Origin of the sequence: Mycolicibacterium insubricum, from assembly GCF_010731615.1 — a bacterium.
Taxonomy (GTDB): Bacteria; Actinomycetota; Actinomycetes; order Mycobacteriales; family Mycobacteriaceae; genus Mycobacterium; species Mycobacterium insubricum.
The window spans coordinates 1031989-1047579 of sequence record NZ_AP022618.1 but is presented as its reverse complement, the minus strand read 5'-3'; the positions used below and the strand labels follow the sequence as shown (position 1 = coordinate 1047579).

At 69.0% G+C, this 15591-nt stretch carries 14 protein-coding genes; 6 read left to right on the top strand and 8 right to left on the bottom strand.

The window, feature by feature from the left end; all coding sequences use genetic code 11:
* The first annotated feature begins 183 nt into the window (after positions 1 to 183).
* On the top strand, positions 184 to 948 hold the full coding sequence (locus G6N16_RS04770; protein ID WP_083030080.1) for a CoA transferase subunit A: 765 nt from the start codon (positions 184 to 186) through the stop codon (positions 946 to 948).
* 1 nt (position 949) lies between these two features.
* The gene (locus tag G6N16_RS04765; protein WP_083030081.1) at positions 950 to 1612 is read left to right on the top strand and encodes a CoA transferase subunit B; all 663 of its coding nucleotides are present in this window, start codon (positions 950 to 952) and stop codon (positions 1610 to 1612) included.
* A gap of 18 nt (positions 1613 to 1630) precedes the next feature.
* Here the strand turns inward: G6N16_RS04765 and G6N16_RS04760 are convergent, their stop codons facing one another.
* Genes G6N16_RS04760 through ttfA form a run of 5 tightly spaced genes read right to left on the bottom strand, consistent with a single transcriptional unit; the run spans position 1631 to position 5658 of the window.
* Entirely contained in the window at positions 1631 to 2728 is a 1098-nt protein-coding gene (locus G6N16_RS04760) for a glycoside hydrolase family 76 protein (protein WP_083030082.1), read from the bottom strand.
* A 16-nt stretch (positions 2729 to 2744) separates the two neighbouring features.
* Positions 2745 to 3398, bottom strand: coding sequence for a TrmH family RNA methyltransferase (locus G6N16_RS04755; protein WP_083030118.1), 654 nt, complete (start codon positions 3396 to 3398; stop codon positions 2745 to 2747).
* Complete coding sequence (locus G6N16_RS04750) at positions 3395 to 4297, bottom strand: hypothetical protein (RefSeq protein ID WP_083030083.1); 903 nt, start codon at positions 4295 to 4297, stop codon at positions 3395 to 3397. Before G6N16_RS04750 ends, G6N16_RS04755 begins: the two co-directional genes overlap by 4 nt.
* 21 nt (positions 4298 to 4318) lie before the next feature.
* The gene (pyrE, locus tag G6N16_RS04745; protein ID WP_083030084.1) at positions 4319 to 4879 is read right to left on the bottom strand and encodes an orotate phosphoribosyltransferase; all 561 of its coding nucleotides are present in this window, start codon (positions 4877 to 4879) and stop codon (positions 4319 to 4321) included.
* Complete coding sequence (ttfA, locus tag G6N16_RS04740) at positions 4876 to 5658, bottom strand: trehalose monomycolate transport factor TtfA (protein WP_083030085.1); 783 nt, start codon at positions 5656 to 5658, stop codon at positions 4876 to 4878. Before ttfA ends, pyrE begins: the two co-directional genes overlap by 4 nt.
* 323 nt (positions 5659 to 5981) lie before the next feature.
* On the opposite strand from ttfA, the gene G6N16_RS04735 reads away from it, so the two are divergent.
* Complete coding sequence (locus G6N16_RS04735; RefSeq protein WP_133052901.1) at positions 5982 to 7850, top strand: DUF2207 domain-containing protein; 1869 nt, start codon at positions 5982 to 5984, stop codon at positions 7848 to 7850.
* 67 nt (positions 7851 to 7917) lie between these two features.
* Entirely contained in the window at positions 7918 to 8490 is a 573-nt protein-coding gene (locus tag G6N16_RS04730) for a LemA family protein (protein WP_083030087.1), read from the top strand.
* Between the two features lie 188 nt (positions 8491 to 8678).
* Here the strand turns inward: G6N16_RS04730 and clpB are convergent, their stop codons facing one another.
* From clpB to G6N16_RS04715, 3 genes are all read right to left on the bottom strand, one after another.
* Entirely contained in the window at positions 8679 to 11225 is a 2547-nt protein-coding gene (clpB, locus tag G6N16_RS04725) for an ATP-dependent chaperone ClpB (protein ID WP_083030088.1), read from the bottom strand.
* 155 nt (positions 11226 to 11380) lie between these two features.
* Positions 11381 to 12064, bottom strand: a complete 684-nt coding sequence (locus G6N16_RS04720) for a GAP family protein (RefSeq protein ID WP_083030089.1) — start codon at positions 12062 to 12064, stop codon at positions 11381 to 11383.
* A 107-nt stretch (positions 12065 to 12171) separates the two neighbouring features.
* Positions 12172 to 12981, bottom strand: a complete 810-nt coding sequence (locus G6N16_RS04715) for a hypothetical protein (protein WP_133052902.1) — start codon at positions 12979 to 12981, stop codon at positions 12172 to 12174.
* Positions 12982 to 13155: 174 nt separating this feature from the next.
* Between G6N16_RS04715 and G6N16_RS04710 the strand changes: the two genes are divergently transcribed.
* Entirely contained in the window at positions 13156 to 14517 is a 1362-nt protein-coding gene (locus G6N16_RS04710) for a PQQ-binding-like beta-propeller repeat protein (RefSeq protein ID WP_083030091.1), read from the top strand.
* Between the two features lie 10 nt (positions 14518 to 14527).
* The gene (locus tag G6N16_RS04705; protein WP_083030092.1) at positions 14528 to 15487 is read left to right on the top strand and encodes a proline-rich domain-containing protein; all 960 of its coding nucleotides are present in this window, start codon (positions 14528 to 14530) and stop codon (positions 15485 to 15487) included.
* Positions 15488 to 15591 lie beyond the last annotated feature (104 nt).

The following is a 15591-nucleotide window of genomic DNA, read 5'->3' as shown; positions in this document are numbered from 1 at the left end:
TCATTGAATGAACGTCCACGACGATATTGACCACTCACCGAACAGTTTCCCGACCCCGATCGCGTTTCCCTTGCACGTCACACGCAGGATATTGTTCAGTCGTCCAGAACGAACCCGTGTTTATCCCACCGTTTGCACAGTGAACGTTGGATACCCGGCACCCACGATCTGAAAGGGCGGACCATGGCATCCAAGGTCTACGCGTCGACGGCTGAGGCCGTCGCCGGCATCGCCGACGGCGCCACCATCGCGGTCGGCGGCTTCGGCCTGTGCGGCATCCCCGACCAACTGATCGCCGCCGTCGCCGAGTCCGGGGCACGAGACCTCGAGGTGTTCTCCAACAACTGCGGGATCGACGGCGTGGGGCTGGGCCTGCTGCTGAACCTGGGGCGGATCCGCCGCGTCACCGCCTCCTATGTCGGTGAGAACAAGGAATTCGCCCGCCAGTACCTGTCCGGGGAGCTGGAGGTCGAGCTGACCCCGCAGGGCACGCTGGCCGAACGGCTCCGCGCCGGCGGTGCGGGCATTCCCGCGTTCTACACCCCCGCCGGGGTGGGCAGCCCGGTGTCCGACGGCGGCCTGCCGTGGCGGTACGGCGCCGACGGCTCGGTCGCCGTCTCCTCCCCGCCCAAGGAGGTCCGGGAGTTCAACGGCAAGCGCTACGTGCTGGAGGAGTCGATCAACGCCGACTTCGCCCTGGTGCACGCCAAACGCGCCGACACCCTGGGGAACCTGGTGTTCAACAAGACCGCCATGAACTTCAACCCGCTGGCGGCGATGGCCGGCCGGATCACCATCGCGCAGGTCGAGGAGCTCGTGGAACCGGGCGAAATAGACCCCGGCGCAGTGCATTTGGCCGGCGTATTCGTCCAGCGCATCGTGCACACCGGACCGCAGGACAAGATGATCGAGAAGCGCACCGTGCGCGAGCCGCAGGAGGCGAACTGACATGGCCGACACCAGCGTCGCGACCGGATGGTCCCGCAACGAAATGGCTGCCCGGGCGGCCCAGGAGATGGTCGACGGCGAATACGTCAATCTCGGAATCGGCCTGCCCACCCTGATCCCCGGCTATCTCACCGGCGACGTACACGTCATCCTGCACTCGGAGAACGGCATCCTGGGCACCGGGCCCTATCCGACCGAGGACGAGGTCGACCCCGACCTGATCAACGCCGGTAAGGAGACCGTGACCGTCAATCCCGGTGCAGCGTACTTCGATTCGGCGCTGTCGTTCGGGATGATCCGCGGCGGCCACATCGACGCCGCCGTGCTGGGTGGCATGGAGGTGTCCCGCGACGGCGACCTGGCCAACTGGATGGTGCCCGGCAAGATGGTCAAGGGCATGGGTGGCGCAATGGATCTCGTGCACGGCGCGGGCCGCGTCATCGTGCTGATGGAGCACACCGACAAGGCCGGCAATCCCAAGATCGTGGACCGCTGCACGTTGCCGTTGACCGGTCAGGGTGTGGTCGACCGGATCATCACCAATCTGTGCGTGATCGACGTACCGGGTGACGGACGGCTGATCCTGCGCGAACTCGCCCCAGGCGTCGGGGTCGACGACGTGATCGCGGCCACCGGCGCTGAGCTCACTGTCGAATTGAGCTGAGCTTCAATCGGTTCTGACTTAGGCGTGGCTGAGCGTGTGCGCGGCTTCCATCAGCATCCAGCCGCCCAGCTGCACCGACAGGTCGTGCTCGGGGACCTCCGAGGGGTTGACGCCGCCGTCGATCTTGACCGCGGCGGTCTTGGGTAGCTCTGGGATCACCGCGACGCGGTCCCACACCGGTCCGAACAGCGGCAGGCCGTCCACGCTCTGCCGGTTCTCCCATGCCGCTTCGGCCGAGGCCAGCACGATCCCCGCCGCGGTGTCGCGCGTCTCGGCGTCGGCGTCGGTGTCACCGGGCAGCGAGGTGGCGACCAGCGCCAGGTAGCGGGCGGTGATCCCGTTGAACAGGCCGCCGTCGCCGCCACCGCCACCGTGGAGCACCTTGCCGTCGGTCATCTCCGTGGCTACCGCGCCCACCAGCCGTCGTACCCGGGCGAGGTGCCGCGGCTCGCCGGTCCGCATGGCCAGTTCGGTCTCCAGGCCGAGCACCACGCCCTGGCAGTAGGTGTACTGGGCGCGCACCAGGGACCCGTCCTTGATCCCGTCGAACACCAGGTGCGAGTCCGGGTCGATCAGGGTGGCGTCGATCCAGTCGGCCATCTCGGTGGCGCGGTGCACCCGGCCGTGGCGGGCCAGGAAGATGCCGGCCGGGCCGTTGGCGGGGGCGTTGAAGAACTTGTCGGACTTGCGCCACGGGATGCCGCCGCCGTCAGCCGGTGACCAGGATCCGACGAGCTGCTTGGTCAGGGTGTCGGTGGCGCGGGCGGTGTCCACGCCCAGGTAGCCGCCGGCGCGCTGCAGGGCCAGCGCGAGCCAGGCCATGTCGTCGTAGTAGCTGTTGGTCCACCCCGGGTTGCGCAGCCAGTGGCCGCGGATCTGCCGGGTGATCCGGGTCAGCCGATCGGCATTCGGGGCGCGCAGCTGGGCGTCGACCAGGCAGTCCAACAGGTGCGCCTGCCACCAGTAGTGCCACACCCCGAACAGCCGCTCGCGGCGCACCGCGGGCCAGCCGACGACACCGAGTTGGGTCCCGGGGATTCCCCACAGCCGCTGGAAATGCCGTGTCGCAATCGCCGTCTCCGCCGAACCCGCCCGGTTGGCCCACACCTGTTCCATGGGAGCCAAGTCTGCCCTACCAGGCCGCGTCGAGGTCGCCGTGGCGGCGGATCCACGCGTGCATGGCGATCCCGGCGGCCACCGAGGCGTTGATGCTGCGGGTCGAGCCGAACTGGGCGATGGACACCAGCAGGTCCGCGCCGGCACGGGCCTCGCCGCTGATACCGGGTCCCTCGGAGCCGAAGATCATCAGCGTATTGCGGGGCAGCTCAGCGGTTTCCAGCCGCACCGAGCCGGGCACGTTGTCGACGGCGACGACCTTCAGCCCCGCCGAGCGGGCATAGGCCAGCAGTTCGGCGGTGCTGTCGTGGTGGCGCAGCCGCTGGTAGCGGTCGGTGACCATGGCGCCGCGGCGGTTCCACCGTCGTCGTCCGACGATGTGCACGGTGTCGACGGCGAACGCGTTCGCCGTGCGAACCACCCCGCCGATGTTGGCGTCGTTGCCGAAGTTCTCGATGGCCACGTGCAGCGGGTGCCGACGGGTGTCGATGTCGGCGATGATCGCCTCGCGGGTCCAGTACCGGTAGGCGTCGACGACGTTGCGGGTATCCCCTTCGGCCAGCAGCGTCGGGTCGTAGCGGGGATCCTCCGGCGGCGGGCCGTCGTGCTCGTCCGCCCAGGGGCCGACACCGTGACCACCGCCCCACTCGGTGGGGCCCGGATCGGTCACGTCCGGGTCCACAGACCGGCGTGGGTGCCGATGATCGACACCGTCGGGTACAGGACGGCCTCGTTGACGTCGCCCTGGGCGCACAGCGACGCGCTCACCGCCACCGCGTCCAGCGACGACTCCGGCATGATCAGCACCGAGGACCCGTAAGCCTGGCACGCTGGGTTGAGGCCGGGAGCGGGCAGCGTCGGGGCGATCACGATCATCAGCGGCCCGCCGCGTTCGGCGGCCTCGTCGCGGTAGCGCTCGGCGACGGCTTCGGCGCGCAACCCGAGGAGCAGATAGCCCTTGCCGGTGAAGGCCACCGGATCGCCGAGCGACGCCGGGGTCAGCACGTTCCCGTCGGCGCGCCAGGCCTCGGCGCTGGTGCTGTAGAGCACGAGGCCGGAATCGCTGACCGGGGTGCGCGGCAGTCCGAGCGGGAACGCCGCCGGGTAGGCGACGGTGCTTCCGGCGATCCGGTCGCGCGGGGAGTACAGGTACACCCCGCGGACCTGCGCCTGATCTGAGACCGGGCCCAGACACACGGTTCCGCTGAACGCGTCGGCGGAGGTGCGCAGCGGGTTGACGTCGGAGCCGACGACGGCGTCGCAGCTGCCCAGGCCGGTGGCCTCGACGGGGTGGGCCAGCGCGCCGTACAGGCCGAACCGGACCTCGCGGGCATCGGCGCGCGGTGCCGACGGGTCACTGGGTGCTGCGTCGACGTCGATCAGCACCTTGTCGTCGGCGAACCGCAGGTTGGCGACGGAGATGTTCCAGCCCAGCACGGCCAGCGACTGGCCGAGAGGGACGCTCTGTGCCCCGAAAACCCGCTGGTCACCGGTGGTGCCACAGCCGGCCAGCACAGCCGTCAGGGTCAGCAGAACAGCCAGGAACGCGCGGGCCGGTTTCCTCGTCATCGCAGGTCCTACCCCAGCCGGTCAGGCCCCGGGCAGCCCCAGGTCGGCCAGGCCCAGCACGCTGCGATAGGGCAGGCCCTCGGCCTCGATGATCTCCGCAGCTCCGGTGGCCCGGTCGACGACGGTCGCCACCCCGACGACCTCGCCGCCGGCCTCGCGGACCGCGCGGACCGCCGTCAGCGGGGAAGCGCCGGTGGTGGAGGTGTCCTCGACCACTAGGACGCGTTGCCCGGCGACGTCGAAGCCTTCGATGAGTCGTTGCATGCCATGGGTTTTCGCGGATTTGCGGACGACGAACGCGTCGATCGGCCGGCCCGGGGCGTGCATGATCGCCGTCGCGACCGGGTCGGCACCCAGCGTCAGTCCGCCGGCGGCGGCGTAGTCCCAGTCCGCGGTGAGTTCGCGCAGCAGCTTCCCGATCAGCGGGGAGGCGCGGTGCTGCAGGGTGGCGCGGCGCAGGTCGACGTAGTAGTCGGATTCCCGGCCCGAGGACAGGGTGACGCGTCCGTGCACGACGGCCAACCGGCGGACCAGCTCGGCCAGCTCCGCGCGGTCGGCGGCGTCGACCTGGGGTGCGGTCACTGCCGGCCGGTGCGGGATCCGCGGCGGACCCGCACCCCGTGCGGGGCGTCGGTGCGCAGCCCGGACGGCTGGCCGCTGCGACCCGGCGGAAGTTCGGCCGGCGGGGCCGGGGCGGACGGAGCCAACGGCCGGCCGGCGTCGGGACGACGGGTGGCGCCGGGCAGCTCGGCCGAGATCGGCGGCAGTACCCGCAGCAGGTCGTTGAACTGGCGGACGGTGCGCAGGCCGTCGTCCCACTGGGAGCGACCGCTGCTGATCGGCATGGAGATCAGCGTCCAGTGCTGCTCGTTCCACATGATCTCGGCGCTGTCGGGCGCGGTGTGGGCGAAGGTGACCATCCGACGGTCGCAGGCGCGCCGGGCCGCATCGAGGTTGGTCGAGTAGACCATCCGGGGGCCGATGGCGCCGAGCAGCCAGATGTCGTTCTCGCGGGGCTCCTTGAGACCCTTGAGCCGCAGGTCGACGACCACATTCGTGCCGACCTTGCGGTGCAGCGCGATGACCGTCGCGACGTCGTCAAGGTCGAAGATGAAGACGGCTTCCCCGCGGATCTGGCCCAGCACGACGTTGCGGGCGGTGACGTCGCCGACGGTCGACATGACGCCGCGGCTCCACTTGGACAGGATCTCGGTGGATTCCGGTTCGTAGTCGAACCCGTGGGAACGCGCCCACGACTTACGCCGGCGGCCGTGTCCGCGGCGCCGGTCATAGTCGAACCACAGCAGCACCGCCGCACCCACAAAGCAGAGTGCGGACAGCGTGAACCAAAACGGGACCATCGCCAACAGCGTAGTAGAGGTATAGCAATTTTATAGAACCCGTGCAGGTCACAACCTGGTTACCTGCGGTTACCCGGCCGGCGACGAAGCGCGTTGATCCCGGTGCGGCCGGCGTAGGCGAGCCTCCCTCACCGCCGATAGCCCAGCGCCGTGACCTGCGGTTTCACCGAGCGCACTCCACAGTTCGTGTTCGTAGCTGGTCGGCCCGTCATTCAGTGCCCAGCGACCTGCGGCCGACAACCCGGTTCCGCTGGCCGGGACAAACCGGCCTCTCCAGGAAATTCGTGGGTTCCGCTGCGCCGTCGCGCTGTCACAATCGTCAGGTGGCATCGTCGTCCTCGGTTGCGCCGAGCTGGCTCGTGACTCCGTACTCGGGCATCCGCCGGATCATCTGGACGACGGTGCTGTGCGCGCTCTCGGCCATCGGGCTGCTGTGGCCGGCGATCTTCGCCCATCTCGACTCCTCCGCCGGCGATGTCGACCGCCAGTCGGTGATTACCGACTACACGGCGCACTACCGGGTCGACGCCGACGGCCGGATGTACGCCTCCGAGCAGCTCACCATCGACATGGCCGCCGGTAAGCACGGCATCTTCCGGTTCTTCCCGATCGCCGACCGCACCGATCCGCACGCCCGCACCATCCCGACGGTCACCAAGGTCACCGTCGACGGTCAACCGGGCGAGGTCGGCTACGAGTGGCGCAACAACGGTGCCTTCTACGTCGCCCGGATCGGCAATCCGAACGTGACGGTGGCGCCGGGCCCGCACGTCTACGTCATCGACTACAACATCAACGGCGGCCTGGTCCCGCCGTCGGCCGGTGAGGGGCAGTTCATCACCCGGGCCGGGACCAACGCGTCGGCGCCGGCGTCGGCGTTCTACTACGACGTCGTCGGGTTCTGGGCCCAGCCGATCGTCCACGCCACCACCACCATCGACCTGCCCGGCCCGTCGGGGCAGGTGGCCTGCGTGGCGTCGGCCTCCGGGGAGATCCCGTGCACGATCGACGGTGCCGGCACCGCACATCTGACGGTGGCCGCGGCGAACCTGCCCGCGCAGAACCCGGTGACGGTGCGCGCCGATCTGTCCGTGCCGGCGCCGCCGCGCGCCACCGTGGGGTGGACAGTGGAATTCGACTACGTCCTCGGCCACTCGGTACCGATGACGGTTCTCGTCGCCGTATTGACCCTGCTGGCCGCGGGCGCCGGGCTCTGGCTGTTCCGGATGCAACGCGAGATCCCCCCGGGCACCCCGGTGCTCTACGTCCCGCCGCAGGGCCTCGGACCGGCGCAGACCCGCTACATCGCCGACGAGACCGAGGGCGACGACGCGATGGTCGCGACGCTGCTGTCCCTGGCCGACCGCAAACTCATCCGGCTCGACCGCTCCGATTCCCGCCATTGGACGGTCACCGGCATCGGCACCCCCGAGCAGTGGGCCGCCATCGACCCGGTCGGCCGGGCGTTGGGTACCGCACTGGGCGTCACCACACCCGGTGCCGCCTTCGCCGTCGACGGCGCGGTGTCCACGGGCCAGACGCTGATCAGGGCCAGAAAGACGGTGGCAAATGCCTGCCGGTCCTGGTCCGAGGACACCGGGGTGATGCAGACCTCGTGGTCCGGGCTGATCGGCCGGGTACTGCTCCTGTTGTCCGCGGTGGCGGCGGTGATCGGGTTCGTCGGCTTTCTCGCCCCGACCATGTGGGGCGCGCCGTTCGCGGCGTTCACCATCTGCGGGTTCGGGCTGCTGGCCACCGGGGCGACCACCCGTCGCACCCCGGCCGGACGCGAATTATGGTCACGGGCAGCCGGTTTCCGACGTCTTTTGGCCACCCCGTCGAGCGAGGACCGGTTCGACTACGCCGCGCGCCAGGACCTGTACATCGCCTACATCCCGTATGCCGTCGCATTCGGGGTGGCCGACAAGTGGGCGGCGAAGTACCGGGCCGCCACCAACACCGAGCCACCGGTGCCGTGGTGGTACCCGGTGCCCGTCGGCCAGTCGGCCGGCCTGTACTCCGCCGGCAATTTCTCCGACGGCCTGGCCAGTTTCAACTCGGCCGTGTCCAGTTCGATCAGCGCCTACACCGCGTCGCAGTCGTCGTCGAGTTCGTCCTCCGGCGGCGGTGGCTGGAGCAGCGGGGGCGGCAGTTGGGGCGGCGGCGGTGGCGGCGGCGGGGGAACCTGGTGACCAAGGGGGCGCGAACGTGGCGCCGAACAGCCATAGTGGACACAAACCGACAGTGAGGAGCTAGCTCATGGGTGGAACGGGAATCGCGATCATCGTGGTCGTGGTGATCGTCGTCGCGCTGATCGCCTTCGGGATCATCGCATTCAACTCGCTGCGGCGACTCGACGTCAGCGCCCAGGAGGCGCTCGGCGGCATCGACGTGCAGCTGACCCGTCGGGCAGATCTGGTGCCCAACCTGGTCAACACCGTCAAAGGTTATGCGGCGCACGAGAAGTCGGTGTTCGAGGAAGTCACCGCCGCACGCACCGGAGTGGCGGCAGCCGCCGCGTCCGACAACGTCGATGCGAAGGCCGAGGCGCAGGCCCGGCTGGACCGGGCGATCGGCAACGTCATGGTGGTCGCCGAGAACTACCCCGATCTGAGGGCATCGGCGAACTTCCTGCAACTGCAGGAGCAGTTGGCCGACACCGAGAACCAGCTGGCATTCGCGCGGCAGTACTACAACGACGCGGTGTCGACGCTGAACCAGAAGGTCGTCACCATCCCGTGGATGTTCGTCGCCGGTCCCGCCGGGGTGAGCAAGCGGGAGTTCTACAAGGCCCCCGAGGGCCAGCAGGCCCCGCCCCAGGTGCAGTTCTAACGCGGGCCAAGATCCGCCGACCGTGGCGCTTACTCGCACGACGGGTTGGTGGACGCCCACGGTCGGTAGGGTGCGGGCACGAAATCGCCCCCGGCTCTCGAAAGAGCCGGGGGCGATTTCACTGCCGCACCAGCTACCCCAGAGTGTCGGGGCCGACTCCTCACACCTCGTTCCTCGGCGCTTCGTCGTCAGCCCAGCACCAGCCCGTCGCCGTCGGCGCTGACGTTCACCGGGACGACGTCGCCGTCGTGCACGTCGCCGGACAGCAGCAGCTTGGCCAGCTGGTCGCCGATGGCCTGCTGCACCAGCCGGCGCAGCGGGCGGGCACCGTAGAGCGGGTCGAACCCGCGCTCGGCCAGCCACTGCTTGGCGGCCAGTGAGACCTCCAGCGTCAACCGCCGCTGCGCCAGGCGCTTCTGCAGTTGTGCCAGTTGGATATCGACGATCTCCACCAGCTCGTCTTCCTTGAGGTGCTCGAACATCAGCACATCGTCGAGGCGGTTGATGAACTCCGGCTTAAAGGCCGAGCGCACCGCTGCCATCACCTGCTCCTCGGTACCACCGGCCCCCAGGTTGGAGGTCAGGATCAAGATGGTGTTGCGGAAGTCGACCGTGCGGCCTTGGCCGTCGGTCAACCGGCCCTCGTCGAGAACCTGCAGCAGCACGTCGAACACGTCCGGGTGGGCCTTCTCGACCTCGTCGAACAGCACGACGGTGTAGGGCCGCCGGCGGACCGCCTCGGTCAGCTGACCACCCTGGTCGTAGCCGACGTACCCCGGAGGGGCACCGACCAGCCTTGCGACCGAGTGCTTCTCGCCGTACTCGCTCATGTCGATCCGGGTCATGGCGCGCTCGTCGTCGAACAGGAAGTCCGCCAACGCTTTTGCCAGCTCGGTCTTACCGACACCGGTAGGCCCGAGGAACAGGAACGATCCGGTCGGCCGATTCGGGTCGGCAACGCCGGCCCGCGATCGCCGCACCGCATCCGAAACCGCTGCGACGGCGGCCTTCTGGCCGACGACACGCTTGCCGAGTTCGTCCTCCATCCGCAGCAGCTTGGCGGTCTCACCCTCCATCAGACGCCCGGCGGGGATGCCGGTCCACGCCGCCACCACGTCGGCGACGTCGTCGGGGCCGACCTGCTCCTTGAGCATGACGTCCTCGCGGGTCTGGGCCTGCGGGACGGCGGCGTCGAGCTTCTTCTCCACCTCCGGAATCCGACCGTAGCGCAGCTCGGCGGCCTTGGCCAGATCGCCGTCACGCTCGGCCCGGTCGGCCTCCCCGCGCAGGTCCTCCAGCTGCTCCTTGAGCTCGCGGACCACGTCGATGGCGCTCTTCTCGTTCTGCCACCGTGCGGTCAGCTCGGCCAAATGTTCCTTCTTGTCGGCCAATTCGGCGCGCAGCCGCTCCAGCCGCTCCTTGGAGGCGTCGTCCTCCTCCTTCTCCAGCGCCATCTCCTCGATCTCCAGGCGCCGCACGACGCGCTCGACCTCGTCGATCTCGACGGGGCGGGAGTCGATCTCCATCCGCAGCCGCGACGCGGCCTCGTCGACCAGGTCGATGGCCTTGTCCGGCAGGAAGCGGCTGGTGATGTAGCGATCGGACAGGGTCGCCGCGGCGACCAGCGCCGAGTCGGTGATCCGCACACCGTGGTGCACCTCGTAGCGGTCCTTGAGGCCGCGCAGGATGCCGACGGTGTCCTCGACCGACGGCTCCCCGACGAACACCTGCTGGAAACGGCGCTCCAGCGCGGCGTCCTTCTCGATGTACTTGCGGTACTCGTCGAGCGTGGTCGCGCCGACCAGCCGCAGCTCGCCGCGGGCCAGCATCGGCTTGATCATGTTGCCGGCGTCCATCGCGCCCTCACCGGTTCCGCCCGCACCCACGATGGTGTGCAGCTCGTCGATGAAGGTGATGATCTGCCCGGCGGAGTTCTTGATGTCGTCGAGGACGGCCTTGAGGCGCTCCTCGAACTCACCGCGGTACTTAGCGCCGGCCACCATGGACCCCAGGTCCAGTGACACAACGGTCTTGTCCCGCAACGATTCCGGCACGTCGCCCGCGACGATGCGCTGGGCCAGGCCCTCGACGATGGCGGTCTTGCCGACGCCGGGTTCGCCGATGAGCACCGGGTTGTTCTTGGTGCGACGGCTCAGTACCTGGATGACGCGACGGATCTCGGTGTCGCGGCCGATCACCGGGTCGAGCTTGCCCTCCTTGGCGCGCGCGGTCAGGTCGGTGGAGTACTTCTCCAGCGCCTGGTAGCTGCCCTCGGGGTCCGGGCTGGTCACCCGGGCGCTGCCGCGGACCTTGACGAACGCCTCACGCAGAGTGTCGGCAGTCGCCCCGTGCCGGTTCAGCAGGGTCGAGACGTCGGTGTTGCCGCCGGCCAGCCCGACCATCAGGTGCTCGGTGGAGACGTACTCGTCGTCCATCTCGGTAGCCAGGTGCTGCGCAGCGGTGATGGCCGCGATCGACTGCGGCGAGAGCTGCGGGCTGGAGCTGGCGCCCGTCGCGCTCGGCAGCGCGTCGAGCAGTCGCTGATCCTCGGCTCGGATGGTCGCGGGGTCAACGCCGACAGCCTCCAGCAGCGGCGCGGCGATCCCGTCGTTCTGGGTGAGCAGCGCCATCAACAGGTGGGCGGGTGCCACCTGCGGGTTGCCGGCAGCGGTGGCCGCCTGCAGTGCCGCCGTCAGCGCCGCCTGGGTCTTCGTGGTCGGGTTGAACGAGTCCACGACACCTCACTTTCTTCGATACGGGCACACACGTAGTCGCCCGGCAAATGCTTGTCGTAGTGGTCAACCACGTCAAGGTTGAGCCTATTCCGCTCAACTTTCCTGGGGGCTATGACCGTGGTCACAACCGGCCCGCCTCCGCCAGGCTCCCCGAGTCACCACCACCGACTGCGGTGGACGAGCGCGTCCGCGACCAACGCGACACCGACGGCCAGGAACAACAGGCGCACGCCGATCGGCCCGTACTTGGCGACGTTGCGCACCAGCCAGCGCTGCGCGCGGACGGCTCGCCGGCTTTTGAGCGTCGAGAGCCCGAGGATGAGCATGCACGGCAGCATCGCGACGATCCAGTACCCGACGATCATCAGCGGCCAGCCCCCCGGGCGGGGGTGCAGCGCCGCGATCATCGCCAAGGCCGTCAGATAGGGAACCGCGGTGGGGGCCTGCCCGAGGCCGACTGCCGCACCGAGGAATCCGAGCAGCCAGGGGCGATCGCGCATGGCTCCCAGGGCCCAGCCCGGCGTCGTGCTCTGGGCGACCAGCGGCACGAACGCCAGCCCGATCAGCAGCACACCCAGCACAAGCTCGCCCCAATACCTGACCGCCGGGGTCAGGTGGAAGTCGGTCAGATCCGCGAGCAGCCCCAATCCGAGCACCACGCACAGCCCGAAGGTGATGGTCACCGTGAGAAGTCCGGCGATATAGCTGACTCCGCCGGGCAGCACGGACTGACGGTTCAATCGGCTGCCGTAGATGACGGCCGAGATCACGCCGATGTTCAGGACGTTGAGGGAGTCGAGAAAAGCCAGACCCGTCAACGTCAGGAGAAACGCCGTCATCGTTGTTTTGTCACCCCGAGGGTCGGCGTCGGCGCCGATGTGGTCGAGGCGGACATGTCCGTCAGCGTAGGCCCTACCCGGCGATCGTGAGGACCGAGACCGACCGCTCAGCGGTAGAGGGTGCCCACCCACGGCTGCATGCAGAAATGCTCGGCGGCGGTGGCCGGGTCGAACCCGGCCGCCGTCAGTTGGGCCCGCCACGCGGCCAGTGATCCGGCGGGGTAGTCGTCCTTGTTGAGAGTGCACATGACGTTCTTGTTGCGCAGCCACACCCGCTTGTCGGTGGACTGCACGGTCCAGTCCGGAGTCTGGACATCCAGCAGCACCACCGCCACCAAGCTGTCGCCGTCCCAGCGGTAGAGCGTCACGACGCCGGCTCCGGCACCGGAGTGCGCATAGAGACCGAAGAGCCCCTCAGTGCTGCGGTAATAGTGCCGGAACCCGAAAATCTCACCGGCACGGACGAATTCGGTCTCTTCTGGGTTGAACTTCCACACCGCCATGGGCTCGCCGCCGGTACCGCCGCGGCCGTTCACCACCAACAGCGACGGGATGCCGGTGCCGTCGAGGTCGGCCAGCAGCGGCGCCACCCCGCTCTGGCCGATCTTGTCGGTGATCTCGGTGAACCGCTGGACGGTGGTGCCCGCACGCTGTAGTTCGAAGGACCACGACGGGTCGCTGGACACCGCCAGTGTCAGTCCCGCCGCCGGCTGCAGGGTGCAGCGGATGTGCTGCTCGGCCAGCGGGGGCTTGTAGTCGATGTAGACCTTGCCGCAGTCCTGAGTGGAGGTCGCCGTCGGGCTGGCGATGGCGGTGGTCGTCGTCGTGCCGGTCGCAGCAGTGGTGGCGACCGGGTCCCGCTGCCCGGGACCGCACCCGGCCAGCATCGCCACGGCGACCAGCGCACCCCCGAGCACCACCGCGCTCCGTCGCCTTGGCCTCGACACCGTCCCACAACTACCCACACCTGAACGTTAAGTCCCGGCGGCGGGCGCCCCGATCACCAATCTCGGCCGCACCGGGCGGGCGGTCAGATCAACGATCGGCGCAGGCCTGGCCTATCGTCGAGGGGTCACTACGAGAGGGGCGCTGTGACAGAACCACCCGATCCGTTCACCGAGGTGTTCGAGCCGCCGGTTTCCCGGTTCGAACCACCGACGCAGCAGGTACCCCCGTCGTATCAGCAGGCACCGGCACCCGGCCAGCCCTGGCAGTCCGGTGATGCCTTTCAACAGGCGCCGCTGCCCGGTCAGACGTGGCCATCCGGTGATGCCCAGAACGGCGGGGCCTGGTTCGCTCCCGGCCAACCCGGCCAGCCGCCGAAGCGGAACCGGAACATGTTGCGCTGGGCCATCGTTGCCGCGGTCCTGGCGGTGGTCAGCGCCGTCGGCGTGACGATCTGGCTGGTGGTCAAGCCCAGCGGGCCCACAGCCGAACAGCAGGCCGGACCGGCACCCAGCATTCCGGCCGGGTCCTCCCCCGCCGACACGCCGTCAGCGGGAGCGTCGACGCCCGTCGACGCGTCCGGCACGACGCCGCAGCCGACCCCGTCGGAAGGCGCCCCCTCCGAACCGGCCGGACCCGCGCCCTCGGAACCCTCTCCTGGCGAACCCGCACCGACCGAGCCCAATCCCTCAGAGCCGGGGCCCTCAGAACCCACGCCGACGCCGGACTCGCCGCCCGCGGTGACACCCGTACAGACCCGGCTCCCGCTGAACGTGACCCGCCGCGCCCTCACCGTCGACCGCAACGGCACCGTCTACGTCAACAACAAACCCGGCCTGCTGGTTCTGGCACCCGGAGCCGCGGCGCCGAGCACCGTGCCGCTGACCGGGGAAGCCGCGTCGCTCGTGCGGATGTCCACCGACAGTGCCGGTGGGGTCTACATGACCACCGGAGACCAGAACGGGATCTTCAAGATGCCGGCCGGATCCACCACACTGCAGAAGCTGCCGATCTCCGGCGGCAATCTCTACGCCGACGTGGCCGTCGATTCCGGCGGCACCATCTATGTCACCGATTTCACCGCCGACGACGACGGCAAGTACTGGATCCAGGCGCTCGCGCCGGGTGCGACCTCCGCGCGTCGAATTCCGTTCGGCACCACCGGCCGGCCCGTCGCGATCGCGGCGGACTCCTCGGGCGGGGTATACGTCGCCAACCTCAATGCCGGCCAGGTGGTGAAGCTGGATCCGGCGACCGGCAAGCAGCAAACCCTGCCGTTCAGCGGGATCCAGCAGGCCAACGGTGTCGGGGTGGACGCCAGCGGCACGGTCTATGCACTGGATTTCAAGAACAACCGAGTGCTGGCACTACCGGCGGGGTCGAGCACCCAGAAGGTCCTGCCGTTCCAGGGGCTCAGCAACCCCTACGACATGGCGGTGTCGCCCGACGGCACGGTGTATGTCAGCGACGACTCCGGGGTCATCAAGCTCGAACATCCGCTGAGCTAGGTTGATCCGCATGGCACAGCCTGATCGGCTGAGCGCGCTGTCGCAGCGGGTGAACGCACTGACCGGACGCACCCTGCCCCGCGACGAACTGGTGATCGTCGTCGGACGAGCGTTCGAGCACCAGATCGATCTGAACGACGACGGGCAGCTGCGCGCGCTGGTAGGCGGACTCTCCTCGACCGGGCTCAGTACGGAACCCACCGGGCCCGCGGCGCCGGCCTCCACGGGACAACAGGGTGAGCCGCCGGTGTCCCACGGACAACCCGCACACGTCGGCTACCAACCCGGCTATCCCCAGGCGTACCCGCAACCCGGCGTGCCGGCCCGAATGAATCCCGCGATGGTGCCCGGACACGCCGTGATGCCGCCTCCGCCGAACAGACTCACCCGGCACCCGGCGGCGTTCATCGTGGCCGGGATCCTGATCGTGCTGACCACAATCGTTTCGCTCGTCCACCGCTGGGCTATTGGCTACCGCTACGGCGGCACCTACTACTGGCACTACTTCGGTGGCGTCGGCCCAACATCATTCGGCGTCATCGTCGTCTGGTTGCTGTTCGCGGTGGCGTTTGCGCTGATCACCTCCAATGCGGGTGCGACGGCGACGAGAACGTCCGCTGCCGTTGGCACCGGATCGGCGTTGGCAAGTGCGGCAGTCACGCTCGCCGTCGGCTGGTTCATCGTCCTGCCGAGCGGGCTCGCGCCATTGCTGATCAACGGACTTTCCGTTGCGTTTGCTGTTTCGGTACTGGCCACGGGCGTCACGGGCCGGGCTTCCTTCGGCACCTTCGGCGTTGTCACCGGAGCCGGGTACAGCATCCTCAGCGTTCTACTGTCTCTCCTGCCGTTCTTCGGCCTCCACGCGGCGACGCTGATCCTCGCCCTGCTGTCCAGCGTGTTCCTGGTGTTGTTCGGGATCGCCGTCAGTTGCGGGCGCGTACCCGTCAAAGCCGTGGCGGCCACCCCTTAACCGCCCGCAGTCCTGCGGATCCGCTCGGCACCTGACCGCTTTGCCGCGCCGTCTAGTACCCGCGGTGCCATAGGCTGCTCTGAGCACCCCGGACGTCAGGAGTA